Origin of the sequence: Mycobacterium adipatum (genome assembly GCF_001644575.1) — a bacterium.
Lineage (GTDB): Bacteria > Actinomycetota > Actinomycetes > Mycobacteriales > Mycobacteriaceae > Mycobacterium > Mycobacterium adipatum.
The window spans coordinates 3226695-3242097 of record NZ_CP015596.1 but is presented as its reverse complement, the minus strand read 5'-3'; the positions used below and the strand labels follow the sequence as shown (position 1 = coordinate 3242097).

Here is a 15403-nt window from a genome sequence, read left to right as displayed (position 1 = left end):
GATGAGCACCGAGATCACCGATCCCCCCGTCGAACCCTCCCCCGCCGCACCGGCGCCCACGGTGGCGTGGTGGACCCGCGGCGACACCAATGCCTTCTTCGGCCTGGGCTTCAACATCCTGGTCAACGTCCTCACCCTGACCGGGCTGATGATCGGCGTCATCGCCGTCCCGGCCGGTGACGTGCTGGGCACGGTCCTTCCCGCGCTCGGTGTCGCACTGATCCTGGGCAACCTGTACTACACCTTCCTGGCACGACGACTTGCCAAGCGGGAGAACAGGTCCGATGTCACGGCGCTGCCGTACGGCCCGTCGGTCCCGCACATGTTCATCGTGGTCTTCGTTGTCATGTTGCCGGTGTATCTGAGCACCGATGACCCGACCCGGGCCTGGTCGGCAGGACTGGCCTGGGCGTTCATGATCGGTGTCATCGTGATGATCGGCGCCTTCGTCGGTCCGTTCATCCGCAAGCTGACCCCGCGGGCGGCGATGCTCGGCACCCTGGCCGGCATCTCGATCACCTTCATCTCGATGCGCCCCGCGGCACAGATGTGGGAGGCGGCCTGGATCGGGCTGCCGGTGCTCGCGATCATCCTGATCGGGTTCTTCACCGATATGAAGCTGCCGTTCGGCATCCCGGTCGGATTGGCGGCACTGCTGGTCGGCACCGCCATTGGCTGGGTCGGCGGGTACATGTCGGCACCCGATGTCGGGCAGGCGTTCTCCGATATCGCCGTCGGCATCCCCGACCTTCGACTGGACCTGCTGTTCTCCGGGCTGGCGAATCTGGCGCCCTTGTTGGGCACCGCAATTCCATTGGGTGTGTACAACTTCACCGAGGCGATGAGCAATGTCGAGAGCGCGGCGGCCGCCGGTGACAACTACAACCTGCGCAGCGTGCTGTTGGCCGACGGCGCGGGTGCGGTCATCGGATCGGCGTTCGGGTCACCGTTCCCGCCCGCGGTGTACATCGGTCACCCCGGCTGGAAGGACGCCGGCGGCCGGGCGAGCTACTCGCTGGCCAGCGGACTGATGATCGGAATCTTCTGTTTCGTCGGCCTGTTCGGCATCTTGGACGCGCTGCTGCCGGTGCCGGCGATCGTGCCGATCCTGCTGTATATCGGTCTGCTCATCGGCGCCCAGGCCTTCCAGGCGGTCCCGCGACTGCATGCCATCGCCGTGGTGGCCGCCCTGTTGCCCAACCTCGCCGAGTGGGCCAAGACCCAGATCGACAATGCCCTCAGTGCGGCCGGCACATCTGCGTCGGAGGTCGGCATGGAGGCCCTCAACGGAGCGGGTGTGGTCTACGAGGGGCTGAAGACCCTCGGTGAGGGCGCGGTGCTCGTCGGCCTGATCCTCGGGACCATGGTGACCTTCATCCTGGAGAAGAAGTTCCGCTTCGCCGCGATCGCCGCGACGGTCGGCGCCGTGCTGACCTTCATCGGATTGATCCACGCTCCAGAGGTCTCGTGGGCGGCCAATCCCGCGGTCGCGCTGGGCTATCTGTTCTTCGCCGCGATCTGCCTGGCCTACTCGCTGTTACCCGGTGCCAAGGACCCGGTGGTGGTCGACGAGTCGGATATCGTCGCCGGCCACTGAACCGGCCGGGCTGCGGCGGGAATCACACGTGCGACGGCAGGTGTCATAGATAACCTAAGTTTTCGTAGTCATGTGTCTACGAAGTCGCCTACGCTGTGCCTCATGGCTGCACGCACACACAGCGCAGACCCGCGCGCCGAGCGGGTTCGCACCCTCCTGCACGACGCCGCATTCGCACTGGCCCACGAACACCCGGTCGACGAGCTCACCGTGGCCACCGTCGTGGGCCGCGCGGGTGTCAGCAGGCAGGTCTTCTACCAGCATTTCCGTGACCGCGACGACGCCGTCGCCGCGGCCTTCTCGGTGGCCTTCGGACAGGCGACGGCCGACATCGGCGGGGATCCGCGGGCCCGCATCATGCGCCTGTTCGACTTCGCCGGGGAACACCGGGCCATGTACCGCAACGTGGTACCCAGTTCGGTCACCCAGCGCGTGGTCAGTGCCTTCCGCGCCGAACTCACGCCCGCCTGCGCCGAGATCGCGCGGGCCGGGACCGGCCCGGGCGGCACCGTGCCACCGATCGCCGGGCTGACCGTCGAGGCGGTGACCCGCTTCCTGGTGGGCGGCTTCATGGAGGTACTGCGGTCCTGGATGGAGGAGCCCGCCGAGGAACCGTCGACCCGCGACACCGCCCGGCTACGCGACCGGGTCGCCGCCGCGTTCGACACCGTCAACGCACTGCTCACCGTGCCCGACTCCACGGGAAGGCGCTGACATGGGTAAGCACAACAGCCCCACCACCACGCACGACAGGCCGCGGGGACACGGGGTCACCGGCACCCAGGTGCGCCATGTCGTGCTGGCGATGCTCACCTTCACACTGCTCGTCCTCGCGATGATCGCCAGCTACGCCGGGGCCTTCGCCAAACCGACCCTGCACCATCTCCAGGTCGCCGTGGCGGCACCTCAGCAGATCGTCGATGCGCTGGATTCGCGCACCGAGCTCGAAGTCACCGCCGTCGGTGACGATGCCGCGGCCCGCGCACTGGTCCTGGAACGCAAGGCCGATGCGGCTTTCGCCGTCGAGCCGAACGGTCGTCTCGACATCTATGTCGCCGGCGGTGGTGGTCGCAGCGTGGCGACCGCCGCCGAGACCGTCGGACGCGCGACGGCGACGGAGGCCGGCCTGGCACCCGTGGTGACCGATATCGCGCCGACATCGGCCGGCGACCCGTCCGGCACGGTCGAGTTCTATGCCGTCATCTTCGTGTCCATCGGCGCCTCGGTGGGTGCCGCGGCGTTCGGCCGACTGGTCGGCGCGGTGCGGCAACCCTGGACGCTGGGACTGCGCACCCTCACCCTGTCCGCCTATTCGGCGCTGCTGGCCGGAGTGGTCACCGTCTATGTGGATGCCGCGCTCGGCGCACTCACCGGCCATCCCTGGCAGGTGTTCGGCGCGCTGTGGCTCTATGCGATGGCCGTCGGCGGCGCTGTGACCGGTGTGGCGGCCGCCTTCGGAACGGCCGCGGCGATGGCGGTGACCGCGTTCCTGGTGATCGTCGGCAACGCGGCCGCGGCCGGACCGATCGGACGCCCGCTGCTGTCCGGCTTCTATACGACTTTCAATCATGTCGTTCCGCAGGGATCCGGGGTGTCCCTGCTGCGCAGCATCGAGTACTTCGATGGCCGTGGTGCGCTGACACCGCTTGCGACGCTGATGGTTTGGGCTGCAGTGGGATGTGTGTTCGCGGTCGTCGCGACCACCGTGCGGTTGCCCGCCGCGCAGCAGTTGCGGCAACGCCTCGCCGGGCGCACCTGAACCGAACTATCGTTCTCGCCATGAGCGAGCCGTATTACGACCTGGGGTCATTTCACCGGCCGGTCGACACCGCGGCTCCGCAGGCCCAGGTGTGGTTCGACCGCGGACTGGTGTGGGCGTATGCGTTCAATCACGAAGAAGCGGTGCGCTGTTTCGAACGAGCGCTGGAGCACGACGGCGACCTGGCGATCGCGCGGTGGGGCATCGCGTACGCCGTCGGGCCGAACTACAACAAGGCGTGGGAGGCGTTCGATCCGATCGACCTCGCGGGCGCACTGGAACGGGCCCGGGCCGAGCTGGCCACCGCCGCCGCTGGGCGCGCCTCGGCCACCGAGCGCGCCCTCATCGCGGCACTGACGCAGCGCTTCCCCACCGACGACCCGACCGACGAGGCGGCTCTCGCCGCAGGCCACCTGGCGTACGCCGATGCCATGTCCACGGTGCTGGCGAGCCACCCCGACGATGTCGACGTGCAGGCGTTGACCGCCGATGCCCTGCTCAACGTCACCGCATGGGCTTTGTGGGACAGCACAACCGGGGAGCCCGCCGCCGGATCCCGGGTGGTCGAGGCGACGCGCATTCTCGATGCCGCCCTGGGCACACCGGCCGGACGCGCACACCCGGGCGTGCTGCACCTCTACATCCACGCGATGGAGATGTCGACGCACCCGGAGGCGGCGTTGCCGGCGGCGAACCTGTTGCGCGGTCTGGTCCCCGACGCCGGCCATCTCCAGCACATGCCGAGCCATATCGATGTGCTGTGCGGCGACTACCGCTCCTCGGTGATCGCCAATCAGGCCGCCGTGCGCGCCGACCGCAAGTTCGTCGACCACGCGGGCCCGCTGAACTTCTACTCGCTCTATCGCGCGCACGATCTGCATTTCGTCGTGTACTCCGCCATGTTCGAGGGCCGGTTCCAGATCGCCGACGACGCGGCCGCCGAGCTGGCCGGCCAGCTGACACCCGAGCTGCTGGGCATCGCGTCGCCGCCGATGGCGGACTGGCTGGAAGCGTTCACTCCGCTGCGGGTGCACGTGCTGGTGCGGTTCGGGCGATGGGACGACCTCATCGCCATGGCGCTGCCCGCGGACCAGCAGCTCTACTGCACCACCACCGCGACCATCCACTATGGCCGCGGCGTCGCGTACGCCGCAACGGGCCAGTTACCTCAGGCTCACACCGAACGAGAGGCGCTTGCTGCGACGTACGCACGTATCCCCGATTCCCGCTACCTGTTCAACAACACCAGCCGGGACATTCTTGCGATTGCGGTCGCCATGCTGGACGGCGAAATCGCCTACCGCGAAGGACGATTCGAGGGGGCGTTCGCACACCTGCGGCGCGCCATCGCACTCGACGACGCGCTGCCCTATGACGAGCCGTGGGGCTGGATGCAGCCGACTCGGCATGCCTACGGGGCGCTGTTGCTCGAACAGGGGCACGTCGCGGAGGCGGCCGCGGTGTATGCCGCCGACCTCGGGCTCGATGACACCTTGCGCCGGTCGTGCCAGCACCCCGGAAACGTCTGGAGCCTGCATGGATACCACGAATGCCTGCGCAGACTGGGCCGCGATGACGAGGCCGACATCGTCGCCCGGGAGCTCGAATCTGCGTTGACGCGCGCCGATGTTCCGGTGTTGGCGTCGTGCGCATGCCGCCTCGATGTCACGGACCAGCCGAGCGGATGTTGCGATTAAATGAATTTGCTTGCCTCTCAACGTGTCATGCCACCATTTGCCGTGGTTAGGGCTAGTGTTGACGGTAGAAGCGATACGGGGGCGTGCACACATCTGCGAGAGGTGCTGCCTTCCGCTGTGGAGAGGACGCCCGATGACGTGCGAACGCCATGCTGAAGATCCGTTGTTCGCCCTGGTCCGGATGATCCGGGGTGCCGTCGAGGAGCCGGTGCGCTCGGCGGGTGGCAACGACCACGACCTCGAGGCGATCGCGGTCGCGGCGGCCTATGCCGCTTGGTGCTGGGGCTCCGCCCCCACCGCCGACGCCGAGCCGCCCGGCCTGGCGCGCATGCCCGCGTAAACTGCCGGTGTGCCGATCAGCGACGCCCGCGCCGCGCGAAGCGGCGTGTCGCCCGTGACCGATCCCGGCTGGGTGCAGCACGCCATCTGGTGGCAGATCTATCCGCTGGGGTTCGTCGGGGCGTTCCCCGCCGAACCACCGCCGGCTGCGGATGAGCACCGGCTGCTGCGCATCGTCGAATGGCTGGACCACGCAGTCGGACTGGGGGTCTCCGGTGTCGCGCTGGGTCCGGTGTTTGCCTCCCGCACCCACGGCTACGACACCACCGACCATCTGCGGATCGACCCGCGCCTCGGCGACGACGGCGACTTCGACGAGTTGGTCAGCGAATGCCGGCAGCGCGGTCTGCGGGTGCTGCTCGACGGTGTGTTCAACCATGTGGGAATCGATTTCCCGCGCTACCGTGCGGCCCTGGCAAATGGCCCCGATGACTGGTTTCGCAGACACCGCAACGGATTTGCCACCTTCGAGGGTCACGGTGAACTGATTGCCCTCAACCATGAGAACCCCGAGGTCGTCGCGTACACGATCGAGGTCATGGACCACTGGCTGGGTCGCGGCGCGGACGGCTGGCGCCTGGACGCGGCCTACGCCGTGGCACCGTCGTTCTGGGCCGCGGTGCTGCCGGAGGTTCGACGCAGGTATCCCGAGGCATGGTTCGTCGGCGAGGTCATCCACGGTGACTACCCGGCGCTGCTGCAGGCGGGCACCTTGGACTCGCTCACCCAATACGAGCTGTGGAAGGCGATCTGGAGCAGCCTCAACGACGCCAACTTTCATGAACTCGACTGGGCGCTGCAGCGGCACAACGAGTTTCTGGACACCTTTGTCCCGCTCACGTTCATCGGCAACCATGACGTGAGCAGGATCGCCAGCCAACTCGACGATGCACGCCACCTCGAACACGCGTTGGTGCTGCTGCTCACCACCGGTGGGACACCGAGCATCTACGCCGGCGACGAGTGGGCCTGGCGGGGTGTCAAGGAGGAGCGCGCCGGTGGTGATGACGCGGTGCGCCCCGAATTCGGCCGACCGCAGCCAGGCCCGCACGACACGCTGTCGCTGCACCAGTATCTGATCGGCCTGCGGCGCCGGAACCCGTGGTTGCACACCGCAACCACCGAAGCGCTACAGCTGACCAACACCGGCTACGTCTACCGAACCCGTGCCGGTGACCGGGCGCTGGTGGTGGCGCTCAACATCGACGACAAGCCGTTGTCGGCGCAGCTAACCGCCGCGGGTCGGATCATCGCCGGATCCGGGGCACCACCCACCGAGCGCGTCCAGCAGCTCGTGGTGCCCCCGCACGGATGGGTGATCGTCGAGCCGGGCTGACCCCGGCCGGGATCAGCCGGGCGTCTCATCGCACTCCGACCACGTGTAGCGCTGCTCGGCGGCGGTTCCGCCACCGAGCATGAAGGCCCGGTGGTGACGGTCGGCGCGGCCGATGGCCGCCATCCAGGTGAACACGGTGCTGACCCGGTTACTGAGCCCGGTGAGGAACGCGATGTGGATGAACCCCCACCCCAGCCAGCCGGCGAACCCGGAGACACGCAGCGGGCCGACCTGCAGCAGCGCGTTGCCGCGGCTGATGTAGGCCGCGGACCCCACATCCCGGTAGCGGTAGCGCCGGCGCGGGCCGCCGGCGAGGTCGCGGCGCACACAGGCGGCCACGTGCAGACCGCCCTGCATGGCGTTCTCGGCGACACCCGGGAGGTCATCGCGGCCCACCAGATCCCCGACGACGAAGACCTCGGGATGCCCGGGCACCGACAGATCGGGTTCGACGCTGATCCGGCCGGCCCGGTCGGTGTCGGCGCCCAGAACGTCGGCGACATGCCGCGCGAACGGCACGGCCTCCACGCCGGCGGTCCACAACACGGTGCGCGCGGCGTGCCGTTGGGCCGGCCCGCCGGCCTTCGGCGTGGCGGTCACCCCGTCGCGGTCGACATCGGTCACGTGCACGCCCATGTGCAACTCGACACCGAGGGACCGCAGCGTGCGGGCCGCCTTCTCGGCAAGCCCGGGGGCGAAACTCTTGAGCACCCGGTCTCCGCCGTCGAACAACAACACCTTGGCGTCCTCGGGGGCGATGCTGTGGAACTCATTGGCCAGCGTCCGGCTGGCCACCTCGCGAATCTGTCCGGCGAGCTCCACCCCGGTCGGGCCGCCACCGGCCACCGCGAATGTCAGCCAGCTGTCCCGCTCGGGCCCTGGCGGCAGCGTCTCGGCGATCTCGAATGCGGTGAACAGCCGCTGACGGATGCGCAGCGCGTCGTCGAGCGTCTTCATCCCCGGTGCCCATTCCGCGAAATGCTCCTTGCCGAAATAGGACTGCTTCATGCCGGCGGCCACCACCAGGACGTCATAGTCCACCGTGAAGGTCGTCTCGTCGGGACGCATCGCCGTGACGGTGCGGGCGCCCGGGTCCAGGCGGATCGCCTCACCCAGCAGGGTGGTCACATTGCGGTGGCGGGCCAACTCCTCGCGCAGCGAACGACTGATGTGCCCGATGCTCAGGGTGCCGGTGGCGCACTGGTACAGCAATGGCTGGAAGATATGGCCGGCGCCGCGGTCGAGCAGGGTGACATCGACATCGTGCCCGCCGAGCCTGCGGGCGCAGAACAGCCCACCGAATCCGCCGCCGATGATGAGCACTTTCGTGCGTTCGCCGCTCATCGTTTCGACACTAACCGCATGCGCCGTGGATGGTCTCGAGCCCGAGTCGCAATCGTTAGCAACCCGCGACCACACCACGCCGCACTGTTACGCGTGTGACTAGTGAGGCGCATGTTGAACTACCTCACGAAGAAAGCAGCGGCGCTTGCTTAACACGTGAAGAAAGGTGGGTTGGTTGCCGTTATGAAGTTCATCAGAAATATCCGAGGCGGACTGCTGCGCAGGGCGGCGGTGGTCGCCGCCTCAGTCCTGGTACTGCCCGGGCTGATCGGCTTCGCCGGGGGTTCGGCGACCGCTGGAGCGTTCTCGCGTCCAGGCCTGCCCGTCGAATATCTGGATGTGTTCTCCCAGTCCATGAACCGCAACATCCGGGTGCAGTTCCAGGGCGGCGGACCGCACGCGGTCTACCTGCTCGACGGTCTGCGCGCCCAGGACGACTACAACGGCTGGGACATCAACACCGCCGCATTCGAGTACTACTACCAGTCCGGCCTGTCGACCGTCATGCCGGTCGGTGGCCAGTCGAGCTTCTACAGCGACTGGTATCAGCCGTCGAAGGGCAACGGCCAGAACTACACCTACAAATGGGAGACGTTCCTGACCCAGGAACTGCCCACCTACCTCGAGGCCGCCAAGGGCGTGTCGCGGGTGGGCAACGCCGCCGTCGGCATCTCGATGGCCGGCAGCGCGGCACTGACCTACGCGATCCACCACCCGCAGCAGTTCATCTATGCGGCGACGCTGTCGGGGTTCTTGAACCCGTCCGAAGGCTGGTGGCCGATGCTGATCGGTCTGGCCATGAACGACTCCGGCGGCTACAACGCCGAGAGCATGTGGGGCCCCTCGAGTGACCCCGCGTGGAAGCGCAACGACCCGATGGTCAACATCAACCAGCTGGTCGCCAACAACACCCGGGTCTGGATCTACTGCGGCACCGGCACCCCGTCGGATCTCGATGTCGGCGCCAACGGCGCGAACCTGATGGCCGCGCAGTTCCTGGAGGGCTTCACGCTGCGCACCAATATCGCCTTCCGCGACAAGTACATCGCCGCCGGAGGTACCAACGGCGTGTTCAACTTCCCGCCGAACGGGACGCACAGCTGGGGCTACTGGGGACAGCAGCTGCAGATGATGAAGCCGGACATCCAGCGTGTGCTGGGAGCTCAAGCCGTCGCCTAGCGCGAGCTCGATCCACAAAACCCAGGGAGCCTGCCGTACCCCCCGAACGGCAGGCTCCCTGCTTTTGTGTGTGCCGGGCCGCGATTCGGGCCGACTGGTCTGCGCGCCCGCCCTACAGTTCAGTGATGGCAGCCGACAACCAGGGCACCGCACCGACAACGCACGTCCAGCACCGCGTCGATCCCGGGGCGTTGGCGTTGGCCACGGTCGGCGGGGCGGTCGCCTTCATCTTCGCCGGCGACGATTGGGACATCCTGGCCGTCGTCATTGGTTTGATGCTGCTGTTGATCCTGCTCGCCCACCATCACCCTGCCCCGACCAACGGCAGCCCGCGCTCCTATCTGCTGCGCGGGGCCTTCGGCGCCACAACGGGTCTCGCGTTCAGCATCGCCGTCGCCCCGGCCATTGAATACGGCATCATCACCCCCTACTTCCACAGCGAGAACGACGAAGGGTTGTCGATGGACGCCTGGAACACCACCGTTGCGCTGTCGGGTGTGGATCGTCGCGGCGATCCTGCTCGCGGTATCCGAGCCGCGGATCGCCCGCTGGCTGGACCGGGTGCGTTGACCCGACGGCACCACGCACGACAGCTGGCGCACCGGAAAATCGGTTGCATCGCCACAGGAAGCGGCGTTGAGTTGGCGGTATGGCCGATCATCCCCAGCACGGGAACCGCTGGGATAGTCTGCGCGCCAATGCCATCGGATCCATGTGGGGGCGAACGGTGGCCAGGTTGCCCGAGAGCCCGACGACACCGCGCGTCGTTCACCGTGAGTCGTCTGTTGTTTTCCGTGCCGGCGCGGCCGAGTCGCTCGGCGGCTCGTCTTCGGCCAGCGGATCCGTCGGCTCGGTGATGGAGAGCTCCCCGGTGGCCGGGTGAATCTCCCAGTCCGCGGGGGCGATGGTCCGGACCGACACCAGGCCGGCCATGGTGGCCGAGACATCGTGGCGGCGATGGGCCGGTAGCAGGTCAGGTGTGCTCACGTGGAGCAGCCGCGGTGTGGTGGCGAGGTCGTATCGGAACGCCCGCAACATCGCCACGCACGCGGCCACCATCACCAGTGAAAACGGTGCCGCGGTGGCTATCGACGCCGTCTGAAGCGCTGTCAGTGATCCCGCTCCACCCACCAGCAACAAGACCGCAGCGGCCGCACCCTCGAGCACGGCCCAGTAGACGCGGGTCGCTTTCGGCGGATCCAGATCTCCACCCGAACAGAGGATGTCGATGACCAAGGAACCGGAATCCGATGACGTGATGAAGAAGAACATGATCACCAGCACCGCCAGCACGCTGGTGATGGTGGGCCACGGAAGCGTCGCCAACAACTGGAACAGTGAGGTATTGGAGTCCACGGCCCCGTCGACCAGCATGTCACCGTCGGTGCGCTGCCGCAGGATCGCCGAGTCACCGAAGATGGTGAACCACAACGACCCGATCACCGTGGGCACCAGCAGGACGGTGGTGACGAACTGGCGGATGGTGCGGCCGCGGGAGATACGGGCGATGAACATCCCGACGAACGGTGCCCAGCTGATCCACCAACCCCAGTAGAAGATGGTCCACGACCCCAACCAGCTGCCGTCACTGAACGGACCCGTGCGCAGGGACAGCTGGGGCAGCGCCTGGGCATACCCACCGAGGTTCTGCACCCACGCCTGCAACAAGAACAGCGTCGGGCCCAGCGCCATGACGAACAGGGCAAGGGCGGCTGCCAGCCCCATGTTGATGTTGGACAACCACTGCATGCCCTTGGCGACACCGCTGACCACCGACAGCGTGGCCAGCGTGGTGATCACCGCAATGAGCACCATGGTCCAGGTGCCGTCCAGTTCGATCCAACCGAGATACTCCAGGCCGGCGCCGATCTGAGTGATGCCGAAGCCGAGTGAGGTCGCCACCCCGAACAAGGTGCCGACGACGGCGACCACGTCGACGGCGTGGCCGATCGGGCCCTCGACACGGTTCTTACCGATGAGTGGCTCCAGCAGCCACCGCACCGACAGCGGGCGCCCCCGTCGGTACGTCATATAGGCCATCCCGAGCCCGACGACGACATAGATGGCCCAGGCGTGCAGACCCCAGTGGAACAACGTGAGCGACAGAGCCTGGTTCGCGGCGGGCGCGGTGGCGCCGTCGACGCCCAGCGAGGTGGGCGGATCGATGTAGTGGGTCAGTGGTTCGGCGACCCCGTAGAACACAAGACCGATGCCCATTCCGGCACTGAACAGCATCGCGAGCCACGCCACGAAGGTGAATTCGGGCTCTTCGTCATCGGCTCCGAGCCTGATGGTGCCGATGCGCGATGCGCCGCAATACACCGCAAACAACACGAACCCGGTGGCGACCAGGATGTACCACCACCCGACGGTGGAGGCGATGGCTTCATTGAGACCGGAGAAGGCCCCCTCGGCGGTGGCCGCGAAGACCACCGAGAACACGATGAGACCGATGATCAGCACCGAGGAAGGTATGAACACCTGCGGTTTCAGGGCGCGGAACGCCTTCGGCATCACAGATCGCTCGTCGTCGGGCATCAGCCAACCTCGTCATCGTCTTCGTCTCGTCACGTGCGCCAGTCACGTTCTGGCCATGTGCTGGTGTGCAGACCAGCGAGGGTCGACCATACCTGCACCTTTGACGGCAACACCAGCCACGGCAAGGAGGTCCCCGCACGCGCACGGGCCGGATCACGGGCCGGTCAGACGATGAGACAGACTGCTCAAGGTGAGTCTCAAGATCCGACGCCCGAAGCCGTCGGACCCGGAACCGCCGGTCGACGAGCCGGAATGGTTTCACACCGCGCTGGCCGTCACGCCCGAGCATGCCGCGACCGACGTCCGCGGGTGCCGCATCCATTTGCGGCTGTGGGGCGACACGGATAAGCCGCCGCTGGTCTTCGTGCACGGTGGCGGCGCGCATTCCGGATGGTGGGATCACATCGCTCCCCTGTTCACCGCCACCCACCGGGTGGTCGCGCTCGACCTGAGCGGGCACGGTGACAGTGGTGCGCGCCCGGAATACTCGATGTCGATGTGGGCGCGTGAAGTGCTCGCCGCGGCGGAGGCCTCCGGGTCGACCGCCCGCCCGACCGTCGTGGGTCACAGCATGGGCGGCTGGGTCGGGGCCGCGGCTGCCACCCGGTACGGCAAGCAGATCGACAGCGTTCTGGTGATCGACTCACCGCTGCACGACCGGGTTCCCGAGGAGCCGCGGCTGGCGACCCGGCGCCGGGACACTCCCGGGTACCGCACCGAGGCGGAGATCCTGGCGCGCTTTCGAGCCGTGCCCACGCAACCTGTGACGCTGCCGTTCATCGAACGCCATATCGCCTCGCAGTCCGTGCGCAAGTCCGAGAGCGGGTGGGTGTGGAAGTTCGACCCCGAGATCTTCGGCGGGCTACGGCTGGAGGAGACGCCGGCCGACGAGGAGATCTTGGAGAACGTCTTCGCCCGAATTCCCTGCCGAATAGGGTATTTGCGGTGCCAGAACGGTTTGGTGCCACCGCCGATGGCCGAGCAGATCCGTTCCCTGCTGCAGTTGCGTGGCCCGTTTGTCGAACTCGCCGAGGCCGGACACCACCCGATGCTGGACCAACCGCTCCCCCTGGTGGCGACCATTCGCACCCTGCTCGAGTTCTGGTCCATCACCTAGGTCGACGAGCACCGGGAACAATCCAAGGCTCCCCTGAGTTGAGTCCATCAGAATCAACTTTGGAGGATTGATGCCTGAACCCATCTCCGTCCCGGTCTTGTTCGTCCGTGAGCCGATCTTGCTACCCGGAATGGTGGTGCCCATCGAGCTCGACGACGCCGCGCGGGCTGCGGTCGATGCCGCCCAATCCAGCGACTCGGGCCGGCTGCTGATCGCCCCGCGCCTGGATGACCGCTACCCCACCTACGGCGTGCTCGCCTCGATCGTGCAGGTCGGCCGCATTCCCGGTGGTGGCGCCGCCGCCGTCGTCAAGGGTGAGCGGCGCGCCCACATCGGCTCTGGGACCACCGGGCCCGGGGCGGCGCTGTGGGTCGAGGTCACCGAGGTGGCCGACGCCGAGGCGACCGAGGAGATCACGACACTTGCCGCCGAGTACAAGAAGCTGCTGCTGGCGATGCTGCAGCGCCGGGAGGCCTGGCAGATCGTCGACGTGGTCAACAAGATCACCGACCCGTCCGCGATGGCCGACACCGCCGGCTACGCGTCCTACCTGACCGATGTGCAGAAGCGCGAACTGCTGGAGACCGAAGATGTGTCGCAGCGGTTGCGTCAACTCATCGCGTGGACCGGTGAACATCTGGCCGAGACGGAGGTCAACGACAAGATCGCCGAGGACGTCCGGGCCGGAATGGACAAGCAGCAGAAGGAATTCCTGCTGCGCCAGCAGCTCAACGCGATCCGCAAGGAACTCGGCGAGTTGGGTCCCGACGGGACCGGGGAAGAAGACGACTACCGGGCCCGCGTCGAGGCCGCCGACCTTCCCGAGAAGGTTCGCGAGGCCGCGCTGCGCGAGGTCGGCAAGCTGGAACGGTCCAGTGACCAGAGCCCCGAGGGCGGGTGGATCCGCACCTGGCTGGACACCGTGCTGGAGCTGCCGTGGAACGAAAGCACCCAGGATTCGACGGATCTGACGTCCGCGCGCGAGATCCTGGATGCCGATCATCACGGGTTGGAGGACGTCAAGGACCGCATCGTCGAATACCTGGCGGTGCGGGCGCGGCGCGCCCAGCGCAACATGTCGGTGGTGGGCGGCCGCGGCTCCGGTGCCGTCATGGTGCTGGCCGGCCCTCCCGGTGTCGGAAAGACCTCGTTGGGTGAGTCGGTCGCACGGGCGTTGGGCCGCAAGTTCGTTCGCGTCGCCCTCGGTGGTGTGCGCGACGAGGCCGAGATCCGCGGGCACCGGCGCACCTACGTCGGCGCGCTGCCCGGCCGTATCGTGCGGGCCATCGGTGAGGCCGGCTCGATGAACCCGGTCGTGCTGCTCGACGAGATCGACAAGGTCGGCTCGGATTACCGCGGCGACCCATCCTCGGCGCTGCTCGAGGTGCTCGATCCGGCGCAGAACCACACCTTCCGCGACCACTACCTGGAGCTGGATCTCGACCTGTCCGATGTGGTGTTCCTGGCGACGGCCAACGTCATCGAGAACATCCCGTCGGCGCTGCTGGACCGCATGGAACTGATCCAGATCGACGGCTACACCGAGGACGACAAGGTGGCCATCGCGCGGGATTACCTGCTGCCCCGGCAGGCCGAGCGGGCGGCGCTGACCTCGGACGAGGTCACCTTGACCGAGGCGGCGCTGCGCAAGATCGCCGCGGACTACACCCGCGAACCGGGGGTGCGGCAGTTCGAGCGGTTGCTGGCCAAGGCGTTGCGCAAGGTGACGACGAAACTGGCTTCCGATGACACTCCTCTGGTGATCGACGAGCCTGATCTCGTTGACTACCTGGGCCGTCCGCGGTTCACGCCGGACTCGGACGAGCGCACCGCGGTGCCCGGCGTGGCGACCGGCCTGGCCGTCACGGGGCTGGGTGGCGATGTGCTCTACATCGAGGCGGGGTCGACCGACGGCGACCCGGGGCTGAAGCTGACCGGCCAGCTCGGTGATGTCATGAAGGAATCCGCGCAGATCGCGCTGTCCTACGTGCGTGCCCACGCCGAGCAGCTGGGTGTCGACCCGAAGGCGCTGGACCGCCAGATCCACGTGCACGTGCCCGCGGGCGCGGTGCCCAAGGACGGTCCGTCCGCGGGTGTGACGATGGTGACGGCGCTGGTGTCGATGGCCACCGGACGTCAGGTCCGCGGTGATGTCGGTATGACCGGTGAGGTCACGCTGAACGGCCGGGTGCTGCCCATCGGCGGTGTCAAGCAGAAACTGCTGGCGGCGCAACGGGCCGGGCTGAAGACGGTGTTCATCCCACAGCGCAACGAGCCCGATCTCGACGAGGTTCCGGCCGAGGTGCTGGCGGCGCTGGAGGTCCGTCCGATGACCGATGTCGCCGAGATCGTCGCGCTGGCGTTGGAGCCGGCGTCCGAGGCGGCCACCGTCGCGGCCTAGCCACAACCGTCGCGAGTCCCCCGCAAGCGGGAGGTGCCCCCAACAAATGGCCGCCAAATCCGTCGGATTTGGCGGCCATTTGCGTCTGCTCGCACG

Annotated in this window: 12 protein-coding genes; 9 read left to right on the top strand and 3 right to left on the bottom strand. The window is 67.5% G+C overall.

The window, feature by feature from the left end; genetic code table 11:
- The first annotated feature begins 1 nt into the window (after nt 1).
- From A7U43_RS15390 to A7U43_RS15365, 6 genes are all read left to right on the top strand, one after another.
- On the top strand, nt 2–1597 hold the full coding sequence (locus tag A7U43_RS15390) for a SulP family inorganic anion transporter (RefSeq protein WP_067996878.1): 1596 nt from the start codon (nt 2–4) through the stop codon (nt 1595–1597).
- Nucleotides 1598–1699: 102 nt separating this feature from the next.
- Nucleotides 1700–2311: a TetR/AcrR family transcriptional regulator gene (locus A7U43_RS15385; RefSeq protein ID WP_067996875.1), complete on the top strand. Its 612-nt coding sequence runs from the start codon at nt 1700–1702 to the stop codon at nt 2309–2311.
- A gap of 1 nt (nt 2312) precedes the next feature.
- Entirely contained in the window at nt 2313–3356 is a 1044-nt protein-coding gene (locus A7U43_RS15380) for a hypothetical protein (protein WP_067996872.1), read from the top strand.
- A 20-nt stretch (nt 3357–3376) separates the two neighbouring features.
- Nucleotides 3377–5053: a tetratricopeptide repeat protein gene (locus tag A7U43_RS15375; protein WP_067996869.1), complete on the top strand. Its 1677-nt coding sequence runs from the start codon at nt 3377–3379 to the stop codon at nt 5051–5053.
- Nucleotides 5054–5186: 133 nt separating this feature from the next.
- Nucleotides 5187–5393: a hypothetical protein gene (locus A7U43_RS15370; protein ID WP_067996866.1), complete on the top strand. Its 207-nt coding sequence runs from the start codon at nt 5187–5189 to the stop codon at nt 5391–5393.
- Between the two features lie 54 nt (nt 5394–5447).
- Complete coding sequence (locus A7U43_RS15365) at nt 5448–6728, top strand: alpha-amylase family glycosyl hydrolase (protein ID WP_068002795.1); 1281 nt, start codon at nt 5448–5450, stop codon at nt 6726–6728.
- A 12-nt stretch (nt 6729–6740) separates the two neighbouring features.
- Here the strand turns inward: A7U43_RS15365 and A7U43_RS15360 are convergent, their stop codons facing one another.
- The gene (locus tag A7U43_RS15360) at nt 6741–8072 is read right to left on the bottom strand and encodes an NAD(P)/FAD-dependent oxidoreductase (protein WP_067996862.1); all 1332 of its coding nucleotides are present in this window, start codon (nt 8070–8072) and stop codon (nt 6741–6743) included.
- A gap of 183 nt (nt 8073–8255) precedes the next feature.
- On the opposite strand from A7U43_RS15360, the gene A7U43_RS15355 reads away from it, so the two are divergent.
- Entirely contained in the window at nt 8256–9251 is a 996-nt protein-coding gene (locus A7U43_RS15355; RefSeq protein WP_067996859.1) for an esterase family protein, read from the top strand.
- Between the two features lie 119 nt (nt 9252–9370).
- Here A7U43_RS15355 and A7U43_RS30090 read toward each other — a convergent pair whose 3' ends face one another.
- On the bottom strand, nt 9371–9853 hold the full coding sequence (locus A7U43_RS30090) for a hypothetical protein (RefSeq protein WP_197499850.1): 483 nt from the start codon (nt 9851–9853) through the stop codon (nt 9371–9373).
- Nucleotides 9854–10019: 166 nt separating this feature from the next.
- Nucleotides 10020–11789, bottom strand: coding sequence for a BCCT family transporter (locus A7U43_RS15345; protein ID WP_067996853.1), 1770 nt, complete (start codon nt 11787–11789; stop codon nt 10020–10022).
- A gap of 190 nt (nt 11790–11979) precedes the next feature.
- Between A7U43_RS15345 and A7U43_RS15340 the strand changes: the two genes are divergently transcribed.
- Nucleotides 11980–12906, top strand: a complete 927-nt coding sequence (locus tag A7U43_RS15340) for an alpha/beta fold hydrolase (RefSeq protein ID WP_082902151.1) — start codon at nt 11980–11982, stop codon at nt 12904–12906.
- Between the two features lie 70 nt (nt 12907–12976).
- Nucleotides 12977–15307 (top strand): endopeptidase La, encoded by a 2331-nt coding sequence (lon, locus tag A7U43_RS15335; protein ID WP_067996847.1) that lies wholly within the window; start codon nt 12977–12979, stop codon nt 15305–15307.
- The last annotated feature ends 96 nt before the right edge of the window (nt 15308–15403 follow it).